We start from the raw sequence: 22,191 nt of genomic DNA, 5'->3' as shown, positions 1-22,191 counted from the left end.
CCTAGCGTATTGCAACATGTCCGCAGTCATATTCCTGAGGCACGCCAAATCTGACTGGTACGCGGGAATTTCCAACGACCTCGAGCGGCCGCTGAACAAGCGGGGGCGGCGATCCGCCGCTGCCGTCGGCAGCCTCCTCGCGGAGACCGGCCATGTTCCGAATCTGGTGTTGTGCTCACCGGCCACTAGAGCTCGCCAAACCGTAGAAATCGCCATTGCCGCCGGGGATTGGACTTGTCCGACTGAGACGGTCGACGAGCTGTACTACGGCACGGTTGACGACATGGTCACCCTGGCCTGCAAGCGGCTGGTTCCGCTGCTCATGATCGTCGGGCACGAGCCAACGATGTCCAGCACCCTGGAGTATTTGACAGGGGCCGAACTGCGCATGCCCACCGGGGCCTTGGCTCGGATAAGCCTCAACCCGGACAACTCCGGCCTGCTGGAATGGCTCTTCCCCCCTCGACTGCTGACTGACCGCTAGTCGTCCTCGGGATCACTCACTTCGGTCAACTCCGACACCGCCTCGGCCTCTACCAACTCGGCCGCGGCCACTGCTCGAGGATACGCCTCCACCGGTGAGACGTCTTCGATCCTTCTGACTCCGCTAACCGGGCCCAACTCCTCAAATCTGCGAGCGCGGGGAAGCACCCGGCCCTCCAGGGAGCCGATGCTGTCGTTGTAGGCCTTGACCGCCCGCTGCAATCCCTTTCCCACGTTGTCGACATGGCCGGCGTACACCCGCAAGCTGTCATACAAAGCGGTTGCGCCATCGGCAATCTCCTGAGCGTTCCTTTGAAGGTCCTGCTGCTGCCACGCCAGGGCAACCGTCCGCAGAAACGCCAACAAGAGACCGGGTGTGGCAATGAGCACACGGTGCCTCTGCCATGCCTCGTCCCACAGCGTGGGCTGCACGTCTACTGCGGCATCCAAAATGGGATCAGCGGGAACGAACATGACCGTGAAATCGGGTGAACCGTCGACCGCCGCGGCGTAATCCTTGTCTCCCAGCACCTTCGCATGGCCCATAAGCGACCTGGCGTGGTTGTGGAGCAGTTCGCCTTGGCGCTGTTCGTCCTTTTCGCTGTGAGCTTCCAGGTATGAGTCCAACGGGGTCTTGGCGTCTATAACCACCTGAACCCCGCCGGGCACCCGGACCACTGCGTCGGGCCGCAATTTGCCGTCGTCGGTGTCAACGCTGCGCTGCTCGAAGAAATCAATGTGCTCCCTCATGCCTGACACTTCGAGGATGTTGCGCAAGGTCTGCTCTCCCCACAGTCCCCTGACCTGTGGCGACCGAAGTGCTTCCTTCAAACCGCCGGTTGTCTCCAGCAGTTGTTTGACCTGGGTATTCAACCCCTCATAAGCCCCTTCCCGCTTCTCCTCGATCTCGCTGACCCGCTTCGCGAACGTCTCCAAGTTCTCCCTAACCGGCTTGACCAATTCGTCGATGGCCTGCTGGCGCTGCTTCAGGTCGGCCTCGCCGAGCTTCTTCTGATTCTCGAACTGCTCCTTGGCCTGCTTGAGGAACGCCTCGCTGTTGGCCTTGGTCACGTCGTCGGCTATGCCCTTGAACTGGGTCTCCAACTCCTTTCGGGCCTTGGCCAACTCCTCACTGCGAGCCTGGTGATCGGCTTTAACCTCGGCCAGCTCACGCAAAGCAGCCTCCCTCTCCTCCCGCACTTCATCCCGTTCCGCCCGGGCCGCATCGCGCTCGCCCCGCGCCTCGCCGAGTTGCTGATCGCGCTCGGCAAGCTGAACCTCCAGTTGGGCCGCCCTAGTCCTGATCTCACTTGTGTCGTCGGTCCCAGCGCCACCCCCGCCAAGGCGCCACCGCTGCACGACAACGGCCAGGGCGACCACCAAGACCGCCACAACAATGAGAAGAACAATCTCCATAGGCCCGCCATCCTATGAACCCCCGGTGACAGATTCCGGCAACGCCTTCAGGCCGCGCCTTGACCTAACCTCCAACCCGCCCGCAGAACGACGAGGAGACCCCATGCCCCAGATGAACGAGCTCGGCTTCTACACCTTGGCCGGGGCACCGGAATCGCCTCGGGAGCTGATCGACGAGGTCCGCCAGGCTGAGGAGCTGGGCATCGGCAACGTGTTCATCAGCGAGCGGTTCAACATCAAAGAGGCCGCCACTCTTTCAGGCGCGGTCGGCGTGGCGGCCGAGCGCATGGGCATCGCCACCGCGGCCACCAACCACCACACCCGCCATCCCGTGGTGACCGCGGCCTACGCCATGACCATGCACAAGCTCACCGGCGGACGATTCTGCCTCGGCCTCGGCCGAGGGGTCGACCGCCTGTCGCAGGCGTTCGGCCTGCCCCCCATCACCACCGCCCAAATGGAGGACTTCGTGGGCATCATGCGCCGGCTGTGGCAGGGCGAGGCCATCTTCAACCACGAAGGCCCTATCGGCAGCTACCCGGTGCTCACCCTTATGGGCGCCAGCAGCGCGCACATCCCCATGGCGCTCACCGCCTTCGGCCCCAACTCCCTGGCCCTGGGCGGACGTTGTTTCGACGCCGTGGTGCTGCACACCTTTTTCACCGACGAAACCACCGCCCGAGTAGTCGGCGACGTCAAGCGGGCCGCCGAGGAAGCCGGTCGCGACCCGGCCTCGGTGAAGGTGTGGAGTTGCTTCGCCACCATCGGCGATCACCTCCCCGAAGAAGTGAGGCTCAAAAAGACGGTCGGCCGCATGGCCACCTACCTCCAGGGCTACCCCGAGCTCATGGCCCTCACCAACACCTGGGACCCTGCCGCTCTGGAGCGGTTCCTAGCCGACGATCTGGTGGCCAACTTCCAAGGCGCCATCGACCAAGTGGCCACCACTGAGCAGCTCGAGCACATCGCCACCCTGATCCCCGAAGCATGGCTCGCCCCCGCTGCCACCGGCACCCCCTCCCAATGCGTAGAGAAAATCCGGGGCCAGTTCGACTTAGGCTGCGACGGCGTCATCCTCCACGGCGCCAGCCCCGCCCAACTCCACCCCATTGTCACCGAATACGCACGCACCCGCCCGGCTGGGAAATTCGACCACCTCCCGGCCAACCCCGGCGGCTGACAGCGCGAGCGGTATAGCGTCTTGGCGATGCAAACCGTGACGACCACTGTGGCTGGGTTGGGGATGCGGGAATTCACCGGGGGGTCGGGGGATCCGCTGGTGGTTCTGCACCACTCGTTCGGGAACCCAGGATGGATGCCGATACACGAGGCCCTGGCTGAGCACTACACCGTCCATGCGCTCGATTTGCCGGGTTATGGCGGACCGGAGGGGTCGGAGCGGCCCGACTGGGCTCGACACCCTCGGGACTTGGCCCTCATTGTGGGCCAGTGGCTGCGGGCCAAAGGCTTCGGCCCCGTTGAGCTGGTGGGATGCGGGTTCGGCGGCTGGGTGGCGGCTGAGCTGGCCACCATGGCCCCGGAGGTGCTCAAGCAGCTCGTGCTGGTGGGGGCGGCCGGGCTGCTGCCTGAGCAGGGGCGCATCTATGACCAGTTCTTGGTGTCGCACTCGGCCTACGTGGAAGCTGCGTTCTCCCGAACTGAGTCCTTCGAGGCGATCTTCCAAAGCAACGGCGACAACCCCGACGAGCACCCTCTTGGCGACGACACCCTGGTGGTGTGGGATATGAACCGGGAGATGACCACCCGGGTTGGATGGAAGCCCTACATGTACAACCGGCGGCTCCGCCCCCTGCTGAGTGGGGTCACCGTGCCCGCTGTGGTTGTGTGGGGCGACAGCGACGCTGTGGTGCCCCTGGAGTGCGCTCACGCCTACGCCGAGGCCCTGCCCGACGCCCGCTTGGAGATCGTCCCCAACTGCGGCCATGCCGTCGACCTAGAAGCCCCCGAAGCGCTCGCCGCGCTAATCACCGGAGGAAATAGCTGATGTTCCTGTCGTATTTCACCGAGCAGCCCATGAGCGCCTACCCGGCCGATGAGGGCTTGAAGGAGGGCTTCACCTCGGTGATGTTCTCCAACAAGTACTACGACCCGGTGGAGGGCAGCCGCCTGTTCAACGAGCGCATCGAAGAGTACAAGCTGGCCGAGCAGGTGGGCTTCGACGGGATCATGGTTAACGAGCACCACAACGCCCCGTTCTGCATGCAGGCCCGCATCACCGTGATGTCGAGCATCCTGGCCGCCATCACCGACCGGGCCAAGATCGTGCAGCTCGGCAACCCGCTGCCCACCTACGACAGCCCGCTGATGTTCGCCGAGGAGATTGCCATGATCGACATGATCTCCAAGGGCCGGCTCATATCGGGCATCGTGCGGGGCGCGGGGCAAGAGTCGGTGTGCCTCAACGCCAACCCGGCCTACAACCGGGAGCGGTTCAACGAGGCCCACGACCTGCTGGTCAAGACCATGACCGATGACGGGCCGTTCTCCTGGGAGGGCGAGCACTTCCAGTACCGGGTGGTCAACCCCTGGGCCCGGGTGCTGCAAAAGCCCCACCCCCGCATCTGGGTGCCCGGCGTGTTCAGCGCCGAGACCATCCGCTGGGCGGCCCAGCACCGCTATCCCTACATCTCGCTCAACACCCCTCTGCACCTCACCGGCGACCTGTGGCAGATCTACGACCAGGCTGCTCGGGCCGTGGGCTACGAGCCCGGACCGGAGAACCGGGGCTACCTGCTGCGAGTCCATGTGCAAGCCGACGGCGACAAGGCCCGGGAGAACGCCCGGGAATTCATGTGGATGCAGGGCGAGTTCACCGGCATCGGCCATCCCTATTGGGTGAGCCCTTCGGGCTACGGGTCGTCGGCCCGCCGCCTGGACTACGCCAAGATGGCCAACGCCGAGGTGCAAGGCTCTAGGGCCGCCCCGTTCGAGCAGCAGCTGGCCGCCCGGGAGATCGTGGCCGGCACCCCCGACGAGGTGATCGCCGAGCTGAGGGTGGTGTTGGAGACCTGCCGCCCGTCGATCCTCATGCTGTGGGGCAACGACGGCGGCGTCAACCACGACGACTCCCTGCGCTGCATCGAGCTGATGGGCACCGAGGTGCTGCCCGCGCTGCGGGACATGGGCGACGAATTGGGCCTGCACGACCCCTTCGAGCTGGAAACCCCGGTGAGCCTGGCCCTCACCCCGCCCGACGAGCTGAACCCCATTGAGGAAGCGGCCGACGAGCGCCCCGAGGACACCTCGGACAGCCGGGCGCTGAAAATGTTCCGGTGACAGCCCACAAAGGAGCCCAGCGATGACCGAACCACAACCCCAGGTGTCCTACATCCATGCCGACGACATGGACTTCGCCGAGGTGAAGAGCCAGCAGCACGCCGACGGACGCCGGGTTTCGGTTTGGCTGAAGCTGATGGAGCTAACCCAAGAGCGGGCGGTGTACCACACCCGCTACGACCCCGGCCTGGTGCTCGAGCGCCACGGCCACAACAGCGACCACTTCATCTTCGTCATCGACGGAGAAGTCACCTTCGACGAGGAGCTGTGCCGGGCCGGATCCCTCATCAAGCTCCCCCACCTGGCTACCTTCGGCCCCATCAAGGTGGGCGATGAGGGCGCCGAGATCCTGGAGATCTACTTCGGCGACTCCCGCCCCGCCCCCGCCGACAAAGGCGAGTACGCCTCCATCCTCAAAGAGCGCGGCATCACCGAACTCCCCCACCCCCCATTGGACCTCCCCGACTGGTTCGGCCCCAGGACCGACTAAGCCGGAACCGGGATCCCGAACAGTTTGGCGGGGTTGTCGGTCAGGATCTTGCGCTTGTGCTCGTCGCTGAGGTCGTCGCGCTCCACCAGAAGTTTCACCGAGTGGGGGAAGTCGCAGTCCCAGTGGCAGTAGTCCGAGGAGTAGCACAGGATGTCTTCGCCCACCTGGTCCATCACATACGGCAGAGCCGACTCGGTGGACTCCACGCCCACGAAACACCGCCCCGACAGGAAGTACTCCGAAGGCTTGCGGTCCAAGATGGGGGCCTGGTCCGGCATCAGCTCATACTCCTCGTCCAGGCGCTCCAGCCAGAACGGCAGCCAGCCGCACCCGGCCTCCATGATTCCCAGCCGCAAGTTGGGGAACTTGTGCAGGAGGCCCCCCACGGTGAAGTTCATCGTGGCCAGCATGGCCCCGAACGGGTGGGTGACGGCGTGCTTTTCCAGCCGGGTGTTGTAGCGGTCCAACACGATGGGCACCTGGTCGGGCGCCTGGCCCCCGCCGTGCACGCACACCGCGGCCCCGTGGTGGTCGGCCACCTCCCACACCACGTCGAGAGCCGGGTGGTTCAGGTTGCGGTCCAACACGTGCTGGGCGGTCACCATGCCCACGAACAGGTCGGGGTGCTGGGTGAAGCACCGATCCAGCTCGGCAGCGGCCCGCTCGGGGTCGATCAGGGGCAGCTTGGCCACCAGCTTCAGGCGGGTGGGGTCGTAAGCCGCGTAGGTAGCCCGGGCGTCGTTCAGCAGCCGGCACAGCTCGGCGGAAAAGCCAGGGTCGCCCAGCGCCCACTCTTCCCCTGATCCTGGCGGGAACATGACGGTCACGTCGATGCCCTCGAGATCCATGTCGGTCATCCGCGGGCCGGGAACGGCCATGCCCTCCCGCTGAAGCGGGGTCTCGAAGTCCAGTTCGCCAGCGGCGTACTCGCCGTAGTTCTGCTCGTCCTCAGTGTGCACCGGCGATCCGGCCCCCGGCAGGTCGCCGTAGATCTCCTTCATCTTGGCCACGTACTCCACCATCTTCGGCCGCCACTCAGTACTGATCCCGTGGCGCCACTGGGGCGGCTCCCCCCCGTGCCCATCGGAGTCGATCACGTAATACCCGTACTTGCCCATCCCACTATCGTGGCACTTTCGAACCGTTCAGGGAAGGCCGAAGGCCGACTGCCAGCGTTATAGTGTGGACATGGGACAGCCTCCGGCTCAGCTTCCTATTGAGTGCTGGTTGGATGCTGCACTTGCAGGGGCGTCCACCGAAGAAGTCCGAGATGAAAACGGAGTCCTCGTCGGATGGTGGGCCGAAAACCCAGAATGCAAGGGCGCGTCCGCCTTTGGTGCCACACCTGACGAAGCCCGCAGCGAACTCCGACAGGTACTCGTCGGATGGGTTGAACTCGGCCAGCAACTCGGGCAGCCCATCCCCTCATTTCATAACGGCATCGTCGCTGCCCCTGCATGAGCCAGCGGGTCCCTCCAGCCACCCGCCGCGAACTCATCAAGTTCTTCGCACAACGAGGCTGGATCGGTCCTCGGCCTGGAGGCAACCACGAGTTCATGATCAAGGGATCCCATAGGCAGGTCATCCCCAGTGACAGTGAGATCGCTGGCCCTTTTCTGCTGCGACTGCTCAATCAGGCTGGTTATACGCTGGAGGACTGGCTGAATCGCTAGACCTCAAGCAGGGGTCTCTACTGGATCAGACTTCTTGGGCTAAGCCGGTATCCGCAGGCTCTCCATCAACTCCTCGACAGCTAGCATCTCGGGCCGGTCCACAAGGTCAGCCTCCAATGCTCTCACCTCTGAAGCAAGAGAATCCATGTCATACTGGCGATTTGCAGCCTCGACCATCCCACTATCGTGGCACTTGGACAGCGTAAATGCTAGAAGTCAAGCCGTGAGGTTCGAACGATGAAGGCAGTGGTTATTTTCGAGAGCCGCACTGGGAACACCCAGAGAGCCGCCGAGATGATCGGCGGGGAGCTGCGGCGGGCTGGCTACGAGGTGGCGGTGCGGCCGGTACACGGGCTGAAGCTCACCGAGATCGCCGAGGCCGATCTGCTGGCCGTGGGGACCTGGGTGGACGGGCTGGTTCTGTTCGGCCACCGGCCGGGGGGCACGGCCAAGCTGATGACGCTACCGTCGCTGCACCACAAGCAGGTGGCCCCCTTCGCGACCTACAAGTGGTATCCGGGCAACTGCATCGACCAGATCGCCGACCTGTTGGCCTACAAGGGCGCTGAGGTGATCCACCGCCAGGCGTTCAACAAAGCGCAGCTCGACGAGCTGGTGCCCGAATTCGTCGACCGGGTGCTAGCCGCCGTGGGTGCCCCCGAGATGTCCAAGGCAGCTACGTGACCACCACAACCGAGGTGCCCCGCATCATCAGCGTGGACGACCACGTAGTGGAGCCGCCTCACCTGTGGTCCAGCCGGCTACCGGCCAAGTACCGAGACATCGGGCCCCGCATCGAGTACCTGCCCCAGGGCGAGGTGGTGCTCGACGGGGGCACCTACCGGGAGCGCCCCGGCACCGCAGGCCGCAACGTGGCCTGGTGGCTGTATGAAGACCACACCTACTCGGTGAAGCGGCTGATCGCGGCGGCTGGCTATCCCTACGACGAGCTGTCCACCGACGGCATCACCTACGACGAGATGCGCCCCGGCTGCTGGCAGCCCGAGGCTCGCATCGCCGACATGGAGGCCAACCACACCGACGCCTCGCTATGCTTCCCCAACTACCCCCGGTTCTGCGGGCAGCTCTTCAACGAACGCCAGGACAAGCAGCTGTCGCTTCTGTGCGTGCAGGCCTACAACGACTGGATGGTCGAGGAGTGGTGCGGCGACTCTGGAGGGCGGCTGATCCCCCTGTGCCTGGTGCCATTGTGGGACGCCGAGTTAGCCGCCGCCGAGATCCGCCGCAACGCCGAGCGGGGAGTGCGGGCGGTGGCGTTCAGCGAGCTGCCCACCTGGCTTGGGCTGCCCAGCATCCACTCCGGCTACTGGGACCCGTTCTTCTCGGCCTGCGCCGAAACCGCCACGGTGGTGTGCATGCACATCGGCTCGGGCACCCGCACCGTTTCCACCGCCGATGATGCCCCTGACGCGGTGACCGCCTCGCTCATCTTCTGCAACAGCGCGGCCTCTATGGTCGATTTCTTGTTCTCCGGGGTGCTGCACCGCTACCCCGACCTCAAGCTCATGTACGCCGAGGCCCAAATCGGGTGGATCCCCTACGCCCTAGAGCGGGCCGACGACGTGTGGGTGACCCACCAGGGCTGGAGCCAGGCCCGGCGCAATATTCCCGAGCCGCCGTCGTTCTACTACTACCGCCAGGTGTACGGCTGCTTCTTCAAAGACAGCGTGGGCATCGACCTGCTCGACCGGGTCGGCGTGGACAACATCACCTTCGAGACCGACTACCCCCACGCGGATGGCACCTGGCCCAACACCCAAGAGGTGGCCACCGGCCTGTTCGGCCACCTCGACCCCGAGTCGGTCTACAAGATCGCTCGCGGTAACGCCATCAAGCTTCTGGGCCTCGACTTCGAATAGCCCGGGCCTGAGGCCGGAGCGGGCTAGCTGGCGGCCAGGGCCTGCCAGATGCGCTCGGGGGTGGTGGGCATGTCGATGTGGGCCACACCCAAATGCGACACCGCGTCGACCACCGCGTTGTGGATGGCGGGGGTTGATCCGATGGTGCCCGACTCACCGATGCCCTTGGCCCCCAGAGGGTTCAGCGGGCTGGCCGTCTCAGTGTTGCTCACCTCGAATGAGGGCAGTTCAGCCGCCGAGGGCATGAGGTAGTCGGTGAGGTTGGAGGTGCGGGGGTTGGCGTCCTCGTCGTACTGCACCCACTCGAACAGCGCCTGGGCCGCTCCCTGGGCCACGCCCCCGTGCTGCTGGCCGGCCACCAGCAGCGGGTTCAAGATGGTGCCACAGTCGTCCACCGCCACATGGCGCAGCAGCTCCACCCCGCCGGTCTCGGTGTCCACCTCGACCACGGCCACGTGGGCCCCGAACGGGAAGCTGGACCCGCCCTGGTCGAAGTCGAGCTCGTGGGTGATAGACCCGCCCTCGGCGGCGGAGGCCAGATCCGCCCAAGATGCCGCCTGGGCGGGAACGCCGGCTACGTGCAGCCCGCCTTCGCCCACCACGATGTCATCCGCGCTGGCCTCAAGCTGCTGCGCGGCCAGCTCCTTGGCCTGGGCTAGCACCTCTTCGCTGGCCTTGTACACCGCGCTGCCCGCGGTCTGAAGCGAGCGGGAGCCGAGCGTGCCCGAGCCCCGGGGAATCTCGGCGGTGTCCGACTGGATCAGCTTGATGCTCTCCATTGGCACGCCCAACAGGTCGCTGACGATCATCGCGAACGAGGTCTCGTGGCCCTGGCCGTGGGCGCTGGTGCCCACCCGGATCTCCGCGGTTCCGTCGCCCAGCACGTCCACCCGGCCGTATTCGGTGTGCAGGCCCAGAGGAGCGGTGATCTCCACGTAGGCAGAAACGCCGATGCCCAACAGCTTGGAGTCGCCTGAGTCCCGTCGGGAGGCCTGTTCGGCCCGCAGGTCGGCGTAGCCCGAGGCTTCGAGAGCGGCGTCCAGCGCCTTCTCGTACTCGCCGGAGTCGTAGTTCGCCCCAGTGATAGTGGCGTAGGGGAACTGGTCGGCGGCGATGAAGTTGCGCCGCCGGATCTCTGCGGGGTCGATGCCCAGCTCGTCGGCCCCCACGTCCAGCACCCGCTCCAGAATCTGGGTGGCCTCGGGACGGCCCGCGCCCCGATAGGCGGCGATCTGGGTGGTGTTGGTCACCACCGAATCGCCGGAGAACTTGATCTTGGGAATCTGGTAGACCCCCTGGGACATGGTCTGGGTGAGGATGGGCAAGAAGCTGCCGATAGCCGGATAGGCACCGGAGTCGGCCAGGCAGTGCAGGTTCATCCCGGTGATGCGGCCGTCGCCGTCGAACCCCATCTTGGCGGTGAGGGTGTGGCCCCGGCCCTGCACCAGCGACACCATGTCTTCGGAGCGCGACTCGGTCCACTTCACCGGGCGGCCCAGCTCCAGGGCGGCTTTGGCCGCCACCAGATATTCGGGATACAGGCCGGTCTTGGCCCCGAAACCGCCGCCCACCGCGGGGGCGATCAGCCGCACACTGTCGCCGTCGAGGCCGAACAGGCCGGCGAACCCGTCCTTGAGGCCGATGGGGGCCTGGCTGGGGAAGGTCACTGTCATGCCGCCGTCGGGGGTGCCGGGCTCCACCAGGATCCCGTTGGGCTCCATGGGCACCGCGGCCAGCCGCTGGCTCTCCATCTTCACCTCGGCCACGTGGGCCGCCTCGGCCAAACCGTCGTCTTCGCCCAGCTCGGTGTGGAAGGCCAGGTTGCCGCCCTCGTTCTGGGGCCACAGCACCTCAGCGCCCTCGGCCAGAGCCTTGTGGGGGTCGGCGTTCGCCGGCAGCGGGTCGTAGTCCACAAACACCGCCTCAGCCGCGTCCATACCCTGCTCGCGGGTCTCGGTCACCACGGCGGCCACGATGTCGCCCACGAACAGCACCCGGTCGGCGGCGATCTGCGGGCGCTCGAACACCGGGAGCATGGGGAACCCGGCGGTTGCCGGCAAGCCGATGTTGTCGCCGGTGTACACCGCCAGCACACCGTCCATGGCCTGGGCCTCGAGGGCATCGACCTCCGTGATGGCGGCATGGGCCACCGGCGAGCGCACGAACGTGACGTAGGCCGTGCCCTCGGGGGTGAAGTCGTCGTAGTAGCGCTCCGCGCCGGTCAACAGCCCCGGATCCTCAAGGCGGACGACAGAATTTCCCAGAATCGAACCAGAACTCGACACGGCTTTCCCCTTTTTGTCGATGGGAGACCAGCAGATGTTAGAACTAGCCCGTGGATTTGAGCCAGCTTTACGACCCAGCCCTCGACGAATATGTGCCGGAAGCCCTGGACTTTCTGTCGAAGTTCTCGTTGGACTCGGCGGTAACCGACTTATCGAGCCCCGAGGGACTGGCCCAAGCCCGCGACCTCGACTCGCTGGGCGGCGGCATCCTCGCCTCTGCGGTACTCGATGACGTGGACATCCGCACGTATGCCGGCGCGGCGGGCGACGAGTTGGAGCTGCGGGTATTCGCCTCCGACGGCCCGGCCCGGGCGGTGTACCTCGACATCCACGGCGGCGGGTTCTTTATGGGCCACCCCAAGATGGGTGATCGCAGCAACCGGGCCATGGCCGACACCCACCAGATCGCGGTGGTCAGCGCCCAGTACCGGCTGGCCCCCGAGCATCCCTGGCCCGCAGGTCCCGACGACTGCGAGGCCGCCGCGCTGTGGGCCTTGGGGCCGGGCCGCGACGAGTTCGGCTCGGTACCCCTGCTCATCGGCGGCGGCTCAGCCGGGGCCAACCTGGCGGCCACCACGCTGGTGCGCCTGCGCGATCGCCACGACGCCGCTGGGGAATTCATCGGAGCCAACCTGGTATTCGGGGTGTACGACCTGAGCGGCACCCCATCGCAGATCAAGCTGGGCAACACCGGATTCCGGGACCTCTATGTGGGCGACCACGACACCGAGGCCCGCAAGCACCCCGACATCTCCCCGCTCTATGCCGAACTCAACCACCTGTGCCCTGCGCTGTTCACCGTCGGCACCTTCGACTACCTCTACGACGACTCTCTGTTCATGGCCGCCCGGTGGCGAGCGGCAGACAACCCCGCCGAACTGGCCATCTACCCAGCCTCACCCCACGGGTTCTCGGTGTTCCCCACCAAGATGACCCAAGCCGCCAACGACAGGACCGACACCTGGCTGGCCCAAATCTTGGAGAGCGCCGACAGCTAGCCTGAGACCATGAGCCTCTTGGACCAGGTGATCCCATCGGCCCGTCATGTGGGGGTCGACGACGTGCCGTTCGTGGACAACACCGCGGTGGGGGCTCGGATGCGACTTCTCCAGGTCAACGCCGACGACGGCCTGTATGTGCTGCACGGCTTCATGCCAGCGGGCCTGACGGTGCAGACCCACCGACACCAAGGGCCGGTGCTGGCCTTCACCTTGAGCGGGGCCTGGGGCTATCGGGAGAACGACTTCATGAACCGGGGCCGCAGCTACCTCTATGAGCCGGCGGGCTCTATCCACACCTTGTTCGTGCCCGAGGACAACACCGAGCCCACCGAACTGGTGTCGGCAATCTACGGCGATGTGGAGTACCTCGACCCCGACGGCAACGTGGAGTACATATCCAACGCCCAGTCCAACCTGGAGATGTACTACCGCTACTGCGAAGAACAGGGCGTCCCCCGCCCCAACGGCATCCTTCTGTAGCGGTCGCTCAGCCCGCGGTGTCCAGGTGGCGGAGGCGACCAAGGGCGAGCTGGCTAACCAGGTAAGCGGCCACCATGAAGGCGGTGATGGCCAGAACCCAGCGGATGCCGATGGCACTGGCTATCGAGCCCTGCACCAAGATGCTCGCCGGTGCGGCCAACCCGAACAGCATCATCCACAGGCTCATGACCCGCCCTCGGTAGACGTCGTCGCACAGGGTTTGCAGCGCGCTGGTGAGGGTGGGCATGGTCACCATGAAGGCCATGCCCACCGCGCCCATGGCCATCACTCCCAACCCGAAAGTGGGGACCACCGCCAGAACCAGGGTGAACAGCGCCACGGTGGCGAAGCCAATGGTGACAAGACGGCTATAGGCGGTCCCCCGGTCGAACTGGAGCAGCAGCACCGCGCCGACCAGAGACCCCACCCCGAAGGCGCCCAACAGCACACCGAAGCCGGCGGCGTCCACACCGAAGGCGTCGTCGGCGATCACCGGGGCGAGCCACTGGGTTGGGGAGATGGCCGCGGCCAGCATGAAGCTGGCCAGCATCACTACTCGGATGCCCTCGATGCCCCGGGCGTAGTGGAGTCCCGAGAGGAAGTCGGCCACAAAGCCCCGGCCTGACGATGCCCCCGGCGGTGGCCGAGGCGGCAGCAGGCTCAGCCCGGCGACGAGCACGGTGAAGCTGGCTGCGTTGAACCAGAAGGCCGCGGCCGGGCCCCAGAACTGGATGAGCCATCCGCCCAGCATGGGGCCCACCGCTCGGGAGATGTTCCACTGGGTGGAGTTCAAGAAGATGGCGTTGCGCATGGCCCCGCTCGGCACCAACTCCACCACGATGGCCTGCTGCACCGGCGCACCCACCGACGCGGTGGCGCCCCCGCCGATGGAGAAGGCCACCAGCACCCAGAACGTCTCAGCGTCGATCTGGACCACCCAGGCCAACGCCACCGCCACGACCATCTGGCCCACCACCGTGGCCAAGAAAAGGCGGGTTCGGCTGTAGCGGTCGGCCAGCGATCCCCCAAACGGGCTCATCACCAACAGAGGAATCAATCCGGCGGTAGCCGCCACCGTAACCTTCCAAGGATCGTCGGTGATGTCCTCCACCAGCCAGCCGATGGCGGCCAGATACATCATCGACCCGATGTTGGACACCACGCTGGTGGTCCAATAGAGCCGATAGTCCCGATAGCCCAGGGCATGCACCGAGCGCGGCACCCGCCGATCAGGACCCTCGATCACCCGCTCTTTCTACTCTGGTCCCCGCAATCTGGAGCTATCAGGGGCCGGCAGCGGTGACCGTGTCGGTGTCGCGGCCGGAGCGGATGACCTGGCCGGGGCGGGATTCGATCAGTTGGCCGGATCGCTGGGTCTCGACCCCGTTTACCAGCACGTGCTCGATGCCCTCGGCACCGCCGGTCAGGCGCCATCCCCCGCCGGGCATGTCCCATGCGGTGGTCACCGGGGCCTTGGTGAGGCGGTCCGGGTCGAACACCGCGATGTCGGCGCACCAGCCCTCGGCCAGCCGCCCTCGGCCCCGCAGGCCGTAGTGGCGGGCCGGGCGGTCGGTTACCAGGTTCACCGCCTGCTCCAGGCTCAACAGCCCCCGATCGCGCACGGTGTCGCCCACCAGCGCTGAGGTGCAACCCCAGGTCATCATCATGTCCAGATGGGCTCCGGCGTCGGAGCCGCCGGCCAGCACCCGGGGATCGCCCAGCATCTCGGCTCGCCTTTTCCACGACTCGTCGTCGTCGCCCACCACCGGTGGCCCGAACCCGGTCATCAGGTCGTCTTCCAAGGCGATGTCGCACATCACGTCAAACGGATGCTGGCCCCGCTCTGCCGCCAGCTCGCCGACGTTGCGGCCCACCAATGCCTGCAAATGGGGCGCTGGCGAAGACACGTCCACCACTGTGGTCTCGGCCCACCGCACCCAAGTGCGATGGGACGCCTGGGCCGCACCACTGAGCAGCCGCTGGCGCACCTCTGGGCGGGCCAGAGCCTCAGCTTTGGCTGCCGGGTCCAAGTGCATGATCTCGGCCCAGTCGGGCAGGGTGTCGAACAGCACCCCGGTAGCGAAGTTGAGCCGCATCTGCATGACGTCGGGCAGCATGAGCCCCACCACGGTGGCCCCCCGCTGCCGCGCGTGGTCGGCAGAACCCAGACGATTCTCCAGATAGGCGTCCTCGCCGGGCCGTACGTTGAACAGATTCCAGTTCAGGGGGCGATCGGCGGACAGCACCATGGCCGTCATCAGCTCGTACGTCTCCGGCGACCAGATGGGGTCGATGCTGGGAATGATCTCCAGGGTGGTGCCCGGATAGTCCCGGCACACGCCGGCCAATGCCACCAGCTCGGCATCGGTGGCGGCCCGAGACGGCACGGGGTCGCCGTGGTGGTCGTTGTGGGCGGTGGCCTTGGTGGAGGAGAAACCCAGGCCCCCTTCGGCCAAGCTCTGGGCCAGCAGCGCCTTCATGGACTCAAGCTGTTGCTCAGAAGCAGTCTCGCCCACCGCGGCCGACCCCATGGCCAGCCGGCGAATCGTGCTGTGGCCCACCAAGAACCCGGCGTTTATGCCCAGTCCATTTCCCTCCAGGCGATCCAGCCACGATCCGAATGAAGACCAGCCGAAGTCCAGCCCGGCCTCCAACGACACGGTGGGCATGCCCTCCACCCGGGCCAGCATCCGCATCACGTAATCGGCCTCATCGGGCACCATCGGGGCGATGGTGAAGCCGCAGTTCCCGCCGATAGCGGTGGTGATTCCGTGCAAAGACGTGGGAGTGAGATGGGGATCCCACAGCACTTGGGCGTCGTAGTGGGTGTGGACGTCGATGAACCCCGGGGCCACGGCCAGCCCATCGGCGTCGATTTCTTGACTGGCCGGCTCGTGCGACCGGCCAAGGGAAACGATGCGTCCGTCGTGCACCCCGACATCAGCCACCCGACCCGGCGCTCCGGTGCCGTCGACCACCAACCCGCCCCGAATTACACAGTCCAACATCGTCCTACCCCTGCGCTATCGTCGTTTTCTGGGCCTTTAGGCTCAACCCCCCTACCGTACCCGAGACGTTCGACTGGAGTTCCCGATGCCGTCACGGCCCTCGAGGCTTACCCTGTGAGGCGACGCATCGGCATTGTCGGGGCCGGGTGGACGGGAGCGGTGGCCGGGCGGTTGTTGACCGAGTCCGGATTCGCGGTGGAGGTGATGGAGAGGACCAACGTGGTGGGCGGTCACTCACGGGCCGAGACCATGAACGGGGTGGTGTACGAGCCCAACGGGGCCCACATCTTTCACACCTCCAACGAAGCGGTGAACCAGTTCGTGACCACCCACGGGCTCACCCGGCCCTACGACCACGAGGTGCTCACCGAGGTGTTCCTGTCGCCCGATGATGACGACCACGAGGGCCTCCTGCTGTCGTGGCCTCCACAGGTGGACGAGCTGAAGGAGCTGCCAGTGTGGCCGACCGTGGAGCGGGAGCTGGCCTCCCTGCCGCCTGAGCCCGTCGGCGACAACTTCGAGGACTACGTGGTGTCGATGATGGGCCGCACCCTGTATGACCTGTTCATACGGGACTACACGGCCAAACAGTGGGGCCGCCCGGCCACTGAGCTGTCGGCCCGTTTCGCGCCCAAGCGGGTGGAGCTGCGCCGCGATGGCCACCGGGGACTGTTCCGGGACCGCTGGCAGTACTTTCCCCCCAAGGGCATCAACGAGGTGATCGAGTCAGTGCTGTCCACCGTGGCGGTCACCTTGGACACCGAGATCACCGTTGACGACGCCGATCGCCTCGGTCAGGACCACGACGCGGTGATCATCACCGCCGCGCTGGACGACTTCGCCGGCTGCCCCGGCGAGCTGGAGTGGCGGGGAATCGAGATGCGCTCCAGATACTCCCCCACCGATGATCCCGGCGGCGTTTTGACCCCGGCCTATGTCACCAACCGCCCGTCGGCCCGAGTGCCCTACACCCGAACGGTGGAGACCAAGCACGCCACCGGACAGCAGATCGGGGGCACGGTGGTCAGCGAGGAGATGCCGGGCGCCCCTCGCCGCCACTATCCAGTGCTGACCGCCGACGGAGCCAACGAGCGTCGCAACGCCGAGCTGGCCAAAGAGATTGCCGAGCAATTCGACATCCCGGTTTACTTCGCCGGGCGGCTGGCCACCTACCGCTACATCAACCAGGACGAGGCCATCGCCGATGCCATGGCGGTGGCCAACCGAGTGGCTGCTGACCTGGGCGGATAGCCGGTCATGGCCGAGGCGATGTCACAAGGATGGAGTTTCTGGATCGACCGGGGCGGCACGTTCACCGACGTGGTGGCCCGAAAGCCCGATGGGGACGTCGTTACCGTCAAGCTGCTGTCGGAGAGCCCTCGATACCGCGACGCCGCCGTCGAAGCCATCCGGACCCTGTTGGGACTGAGTGCCAATGAGCCGATCCCATCGGACCAGGTGGCCGAGGTGAAGATGGGCACCACCGTGGCCACCAATGCCCTGCTGGAACGTCAGGGCGAGCCTACTGTGCTGGTCACCACCAAGGGGTTCGCGGATGCCTTACGCATCGGCTACCAGACCCGGCCCGACCTGTTCGCCCTCGACATCGTGCTGCCCGACATGGTGTACAGCGAAGTGGTCACCGTGGACGAGCGAGTGCGGGCCGACGGCACCGTTGAGCGATCACTGAATGAGGAAGATGCCCGGCAGCAGCTGGCCGCAGCCCACCAGGCTGGATTGCGGTCAGCGGCCATCATGCTGGTACACGGCTATCGCTACCCCGATCACGAAGCCCGTCTGGCCAAGATCGCCGCCGAGGTGGGGTTTGAGCATGTCTCGGCCAGCCATCAGGTGAACCCGCTCATCCGCTTGGTACCCCGGGGAGACACCACCGTGGCCGACGCCTATCTCACTCCCGTGCTGCGCCGCCACATCCAGTCCGTCGAGGACCAGATCGATACCTCGCTGTTCTTCATGCAGTCCAACGGCGGCCTGGCCCATCCCGACCACTTCAGGGGCAAGGACGCGCTGCTGTCCGGCCCGGCCGGCGGGGTGGTGGGTATGGCCCGCACCGGTGAGGCCGCCGGCCACCACCGCTTGATCGGGTTCGACATGGGCGGCACCTCCACCGATGTTTCCCACTACGACGGCCGGTTCGAGCGCACCACCGACGCGGTGGTCGCCGGGGTCCGGGTGCGGGCGCCGATGATCTTGATCCACACCGTGGCCGCCGGGGGAGGCTCGATCCTGTCTTTCGACGGCAGCCGCTTCCGAGTGGGCCCCGACTCCGCCGGCGCCGAACCCGGCCCGGCGTGCTACGGCAACGGCGGGCCGCTAACCGTGACCGATGCCAATGTGGTGCTGGGCCGCCTGCACCCCAACCACTTTCCGGCGGTGTTCGGCCCCGAAGGCAACCAGCCTCTCGATGCCGCCGCGGCCCGGACCGCCTTCGCCGATCTGGCTGCCGCCATCACCGAGGCCACCAACCAGCCGTGGACCCCAGAGCGGGCCGCTGGGGGGTTCTTGGATGTGGCGGTCCAGAACATGGCCAACGCCATCAAAACCATCTCGGTGCAGCAGGGCCATGACGTGAGCGCCTACACCCTGGCCTGCTTCGGCGGCGCCGGCGGCCAGCACGCCTGCCGGGTGGCCGACGAGCTGGGCATGTCCACCGTGTTGATCCATCCCCACGCCGGGGTGCTCTCGGCGCTGGGCATCGGCCTAGCCGACGTGCGCTCGGTAACTGAGCGGGCGGTGGGCCAAACCCTCACCGAGGAACTGCTGGGCGCCATCGCCACCGACATCGGGGAGCTGGCCGCAGCGGCCTACACAGAGGTGGCCGCCGACCTGCCCCACTCCCACATCCACATCGAGGCCAGCTACTTCCTGCGATACGAGGGGTCCGACACCGCACTCGAGGTGGCGGCCGACGACTACCTACCGGTCGTAGCGGCCTTTGAAGACCTCCACCGGACTCGCTTCGGATTCGCCTCCCCCGAGACACCGATTGTGCTGGAGTCGATCCAAGCAGAAGCCATCGGACGCAGCAGCCTCACCGAGACCCTGGCCGAACAACCTTCCGCCATCTCATTGCCCCAACCCAGCCCCCTGGCCCTCCACCAGGCCAGCTTCGAGGGGCAAGCCCACCACATCTCCTTCTTCGACCGGGCAGATCTGGGCCCAGGGGCAGCCGTGGACGGCCCCTCGGTCATCGTGGACCCCCTCTCCACCACAGTGGTTGAACCAGGCTGGGCCGCCGCGGCAGCCCCAAGCGGCGAGCTGGTGTTGAGCCGAGTGGTGGCCCGCCCGGACGCGGCGGTGGGCACCGAGGCCGACCCGGTGATGCTGGAGATCTTCAACAACCTCTTCATGAACGTGGCCGAGCAGATGGGGGTGGCGCTGGAAAATACCGCCGCCTCGGTGAACATCAAAGAGCGACTGGATTTCTCCTGTGCGGTGTTCGACCCCGACGGCGAGCTAATCGCCAACGCTCCTCACATGCCGGTACACCTGGGCTCGATGGATATGGCGGTCAAGGCGATCATCGCCCGCCATCCCGACATGACGCCAGGCGACGCTTTCATCACCAACGCCCCCTACAACGGAGGCACGCATTTGCCCGATGTGACCGTGGTCATGCCGATATTCGATGCCGACGGCGATGAGATCCTGTTCTTCACCGCGTCCCGCGGCCACCACGCCGACATAGGCGGCACAGTCCCCGGCTCAGCGCCTGCGGACGCGTCGCGCATCTCGGAGGAGGGGGTGCTGTTCGATGGCGAGGTTCTAACCCGGGGCGGGCGGTTCCAGGAGGCAGAGATCCGGGCCTTGCTCAACGGCGCCGAATGGCCGGCCCGCAACCCCGACGTCAATATCGCTGATATCAAGGCCCAGCTGGCCGCCTGTCAGAAGGGGGCAGTCTCGCTGGCCGGAGTGATCGACTATTACAGCTTGGAGACAGTGCATGCGTACATGGACCATGTCCGGGCCAACGCCGCCGAGTCGGTCCGACGCCTGATTGATCGCCTGGAAGACGCCTCGTTCACCGTTGCGTTCGACGACGGCTCCCAAGTGTCGGTGGCCTTGCGCATAGATCGCGGCCGACGGACGCTCACTGTCGACTTCACCGGAACTAGCGACCAGCATCCCGGGAATTTCAACGCCCCCCAACCGGTGTGCCGGGCCGCGGTGCTGTACGTGTTGCGCTGCCTGGTGGATGACAACATCCCGCTCAACAGCGGCTGCCTGGATCCGGTTGAGTTGATCATCCCGTCGCCCAGCATGATCAGCCCCGTCGAGCCCGCCGCGGTCTTCGCCGGAAATGTGGAGACCTCCCAGCACATCGTGGACACCCTGTTCGGTGCGGTGGGCACGGTGGCCGCCTCCCAGGGGACCATGAACAACGTGGTGTGGGGCAATGATCGCCACCAGTACTACGAGACGGTGTGCGGGGGCGCGGGGGCCACCGCCCAGCGAGACGGCTGCGACGCCGTGCACACCGGCATGACCAACGCCCGGCTCACCGACCCCGAGGTGCTGGAGCAGCGCCACCCCGTGGTGGTGGAGGACTTCTCCATCCGCCGGGGCAGCGGCGGCGCGGGCCTCCACCAGGGTGGCGACGGGGTGGTGCGCCGTACCCGATTCGAGGAGCCCATGAGCCTCAACGTGCTGTCGTCTCGGCGGAAAGTGGCCCCCTACGGCATCGAGGGAGGCTCACCCGGCGCCGTGGGAGTCAACCGCGTCCTGCGAACAGACGGCACCGTCGAGACCTATCCCGGCGTGTTCCGCACCGAGGTACAGCCCGGCGACCGCTTCGAGGTCTCCACCCCCGGCGGAGGCGGCTACGGCCCGCCACAGGAGCGTTGAGCGGCTAGGCGGACACCTTCGACGATGCTGGTGTAGCCGGTGCAGCGGCACAGGGTGCCGGCCAAAAGCTCCCGGATCTCATGGTCGGACGGCGCATCAGCTTCGGCCGGGCGGTCGGCCAGCCAGGCCACGGTGGACATGATGATTCCCGGTGTGCAGAAGCCGCACTGGAAGCTCATGGCGTCGGCAAACGCCTGCTGAACCGGTCCCAGCACCGGGTTGGCTGGGTCGGTGGTGTCCACCAGGCCCTCGATGGTGGACACCTCACAGCCGTCGGCCTGCACGGCCAGGATGAGGCACGAGCGCACCGCGGCACCGTCCACCAGCACCGTGCAGGTGCCGCACACCCCGTGCTCGCACCCCAGGTGGGTGCCGGTGAGCCCGCACTGGCGGCGCAAGAAGTCGGCCAAAGTGGTGCGGGTCTCGGCCTCGGTGGAGTACTCGGTGCCGTTGGCCTGCAACTGGACCATGCGCTTCGGGCTCATCGGGGTGCTACCAGGTGATGCTCTGGCCGGCGTTGGCCCGCAGGATCTGGCCTGTCACATAGCGGGAGGCATCAGAGGCCAAAAACCAGATCAGGTTGGCCTGATCAGCCGCCTCGCACACCTCGCCCAGCGGGGAGCGGTCCCGCATCAGCTTGAGATAGCTGTCCATCTCGGCGGAGTCCACCTGGCCCTGGTCGTCGCGAAGATGCCCTCCCACAAAGTTCGTCAGGGTGAAACCGGGTGCGATGGTGTTGACCCGCACCCCGTCGGGCCCGGCCTCCACCGCCAACGACTGGGTGAGCATGGCCACCGCTGCCTTGGTGGCCGCATACACCGATAGTCCCCCCACCGGAGTGTTGATGGCGGTGGCCGACACGTTCACGATGGAGCCCGATCCCCGAGGGGCCATTACCCGCATCGCTGCCTGGCACCCGAAGAACACCCCCTTGAAGTTGATGGCCAGCACCCGGTCCAGCTCGGCCTCGGTCACGTCCACCACATCGCCGTAGCTGCCCACGCCCGCCACGTTGGCCATCACGTCCAGCCGCCCGAACTCGTCTACTGCGGCCTGTACCAGGGAGCTCACCTGGTCGGCCCGAGTGGTGTCCACCGATAGAGCCATCGCCCGTCCGCCTTCGGAAATGATGTGGTCGCAGACGCGTGCCGCACCGTTGCCGTCGATGTCGCCCAAGACCACGGCGGCACCGGCCGCCGCCAGCGTCTCTACCGCAGCCTCGCCGATACCGCTGGCCCCACCGGTGACGCAGGCCACCCTTCCGCTGAGGTCGAAGACTCCGAGCCCCTTCATCAATCCAGTTTGTCTCACC

19 protein-coding genes are annotated in these 22,191 nt (G+C 66.3%); 12 read left to right on the top strand and 7 right to left on the bottom strand.

What is annotated here, in order from left to right; genetic code table 11:
• Window positions 1–16 precede the first annotated feature (16 nt).
• Complete coding sequence (locus tag ACOOGG_RS03870; protein WP_420432473.1) at window positions 17–484, top strand: SixA phosphatase family protein; 468 nt, start codon at window positions 17–19, stop codon at window positions 482–484.
• Here ACOOGG_RS03870 and rmuC read toward each other — a convergent pair.
• Complete coding sequence (gene rmuC / locus ACOOGG_RS03865; protein WP_420432471.1) at window positions 481–1,899, bottom strand: DNA recombination protein RmuC; 1,419 nt, start codon at window positions 1,897–1,899, stop codon at window positions 481–483. The two genes, ACOOGG_RS03870 and rmuC, sit on opposite strands and share 4 nt — an antisense overlap.
• 103 nt (window positions 1,900–2,002) lie before the next feature.
• Between rmuC and ACOOGG_RS03860 the strand changes: the two genes are divergently transcribed.
• The 4 genes from ACOOGG_RS03860 to ACOOGG_RS03845 are packed head-to-tail and all read left to right on the top strand — an operon-like array spanning window position 2,003 to window position 5,686.
• Window positions 2,003–3,079, top strand: a complete 1,077-nt coding sequence (locus ACOOGG_RS03860; RefSeq protein ID WP_420432469.1) for a TIGR03857 family LLM class F420-dependent oxidoreductase — start codon at window positions 2,003–2,005, stop codon at window positions 3,077–3,079.
• Between the two features lie 27 nt (window positions 3,080–3,106).
• Complete coding sequence (locus tag ACOOGG_RS03855; protein ID WP_420432467.1) at window positions 3,107–3,904, top strand: alpha/beta fold hydrolase; 798 nt, start codon at window positions 3,107–3,109, stop codon at window positions 3,902–3,904.
• Window positions 3,904–5,196: an LLM class flavin-dependent oxidoreductase gene (locus tag ACOOGG_RS03850; protein ID WP_420432465.1), complete on the top strand. Its 1,293-nt coding sequence runs from the start codon at window positions 3,904–3,906 to the stop codon at window positions 5,194–5,196. The genes ACOOGG_RS03855 and ACOOGG_RS03850 overlap by 1 nt, the downstream gene beginning before the upstream one ends.
• Window positions 5,197–5,218: 22 nt before the next feature.
• Window positions 5,219–5,686, top strand: coding sequence for a cupin domain-containing protein (locus tag ACOOGG_RS03845; RefSeq protein ID WP_420432463.1), 468 nt, complete (start codon window positions 5,219–5,221; stop codon window positions 5,684–5,686).
• On the opposite strand, the gene ACOOGG_RS03840 is transcribed toward ACOOGG_RS03845, so the two are convergent.
• Window positions 5,683–6,804, bottom strand: coding sequence for an amidohydrolase family protein (locus ACOOGG_RS03840; RefSeq protein WP_420432461.1), 1,122 nt, complete (start codon window positions 6,802–6,804; stop codon window positions 5,683–5,685). The genes ACOOGG_RS03845 and ACOOGG_RS03840 overlap by 4 nt on opposite strands.
• A 70-nt stretch (window positions 6,805–6,874) precedes the next feature.
• Between ACOOGG_RS03840 and ACOOGG_RS03835 the strand changes: the two genes are divergently transcribed.
• The 3 genes from ACOOGG_RS03835 to ACOOGG_RS03825 all read left to right on the top strand — a co-directional run bounded on the left by ACOOGG_RS03835 (window position 6,875) and on the right by ACOOGG_RS03825 (window position 9,239).
• Window positions 6,875–7,147 (top strand): type II toxin-antitoxin system HicB family antitoxin, encoded by a 273-nt coding sequence (locus ACOOGG_RS03835; RefSeq protein WP_420432459.1) that lies wholly within the window; start codon window positions 6,875–6,877, stop codon window positions 7,145–7,147.
• Window positions 7,148–7,596: 449 nt separating this feature from the next.
• Window positions 7,597–8,043 carry a flavodoxin family protein gene (locus ACOOGG_RS03830; protein WP_420432457.1) on the top strand — a complete coding sequence of 149 codons (447 nt, stop codon included), beginning with the start codon at window positions 7,597–7,599 and terminating at the stop codon, window positions 8,041–8,043.
• Complete coding sequence (locus ACOOGG_RS03825; RefSeq protein ID WP_420432455.1) at window positions 8,040–9,239, top strand: amidohydrolase family protein; 1,200 nt, start codon at window positions 8,040–8,042, stop codon at window positions 9,237–9,239. Before ACOOGG_RS03830 ends, ACOOGG_RS03825 begins: the two co-directional genes overlap by 4 nt.
• A gap of 23 nt (window positions 9,240–9,262) precedes the next feature.
• Here ACOOGG_RS03825 and ACOOGG_RS03820 read toward each other — a convergent pair whose 3' ends face one another.
• The gene (locus tag ACOOGG_RS03820) at window positions 9,263–11,524 is read right to left on the bottom strand and encodes a xanthine dehydrogenase family protein molybdopterin-binding subunit (protein WP_420432453.1); all 2,262 of its coding nucleotides are present in this window, start codon (window positions 11,522–11,524) and stop codon (window positions 9,263–9,265) included.
• A 50-nt stretch (window positions 11,525–11,574) separates the two neighbouring features.
• On the opposite strand from ACOOGG_RS03820, the gene ACOOGG_RS03815 reads away from it, so the two are divergent.
• Both ACOOGG_RS03815 and ACOOGG_RS03810 read left to right on the top strand, forming a co-directional pair.
• Entirely contained in the window at window positions 11,575–12,522 is a 948-nt protein-coding gene (locus tag ACOOGG_RS03815; RefSeq protein WP_420432451.1) for an alpha/beta hydrolase, read from the top strand.
• A gap of 9 nt (window positions 12,523–12,531) precedes the next feature.
• Entirely contained in the window at window positions 12,532–13,005 is a 474-nt protein-coding gene (locus ACOOGG_RS03810) for a 2,4'-dihydroxyacetophenone dioxygenase family protein (RefSeq protein WP_420432449.1), read from the top strand.
• Between the two features lie 7 nt (window positions 13,006–13,012).
• Here ACOOGG_RS03810 and ACOOGG_RS03805 read toward each other — a convergent pair whose 3' ends face one another.
• Window positions 13,013–14,251, bottom strand: a complete 1,239-nt coding sequence (locus tag ACOOGG_RS03805; RefSeq protein WP_420432447.1) for an MFS transporter — start codon at window positions 14,249–14,251, stop codon at window positions 13,013–13,015.
• A gap of 37 nt (window positions 14,252–14,288) precedes the next feature.
• Complete coding sequence (locus ACOOGG_RS03800; protein WP_420432445.1) at window positions 14,289–16,013, bottom strand: N-acyl-D-amino-acid deacylase family protein; 1,725 nt, start codon at window positions 16,011–16,013, stop codon at window positions 14,289–14,291.
• Window positions 16,014–16,127: 114 nt separating this feature from the next.
• Here ACOOGG_RS03800 and ACOOGG_RS03795 point away from each other — a divergent pair, with 114 nt between their 5' ends.
• Both ACOOGG_RS03795 and ACOOGG_RS03790 read left to right on the top strand, forming a co-directional pair.
• Window positions 16,128–17,264, top strand: a complete 1,137-nt coding sequence (locus ACOOGG_RS03795) for a UDP-galactopyranose mutase (protein WP_420432443.1) — start codon at window positions 16,128–16,130, stop codon at window positions 17,262–17,264.
• A gap of 6 nt (window positions 17,265–17,270) precedes the next feature.
• A complete protein-coding gene (locus ACOOGG_RS03790; protein ID WP_420432441.1) occupies window positions 17,271–20,879 on the top strand; it encodes a hydantoinase B/oxoprolinase family protein in 3,609 nt (1,202 codons plus the stop codon).
• On the opposite strand, the gene ACOOGG_RS03785 is transcribed toward ACOOGG_RS03790, so the two are convergent.
• Both ACOOGG_RS03785 and ACOOGG_RS03780 read right to left on the bottom strand, forming a co-directional pair.
• On the bottom strand, window positions 20,855–21,364 hold the full coding sequence (locus ACOOGG_RS03785) for a (2Fe-2S)-binding protein (protein ID WP_420432439.1): 510 nt from the start codon (window positions 21,362–21,364) through the stop codon (window positions 20,855–20,857). The two genes, ACOOGG_RS03790 and ACOOGG_RS03785, sit on opposite strands and share 25 nt — an antisense overlap.
• 7 nt (window positions 21,365–21,371) lie before the next feature.
• Window positions 21,372–22,172, bottom strand: coding sequence for an SDR family NAD(P)-dependent oxidoreductase (locus tag ACOOGG_RS03780; RefSeq protein WP_420432437.1), 801 nt, complete (start codon window positions 22,170–22,172; stop codon window positions 21,372–21,374).
• Window positions 22,173–22,191 lie beyond the last annotated feature (19 nt).

The organism is Candidatus Poriferisocius sp. (assembly GCF_965214065.1).
Classification (GTDB): domain Bacteria; phylum Actinomycetota; class Acidimicrobiia; order Acidimicrobiales; family Bin134; genus Poriferisocius.
Note: the sequence above shows the minus strand (reverse complement) of the source record. Positions and strands in the feature narration are given on the sequence as shown.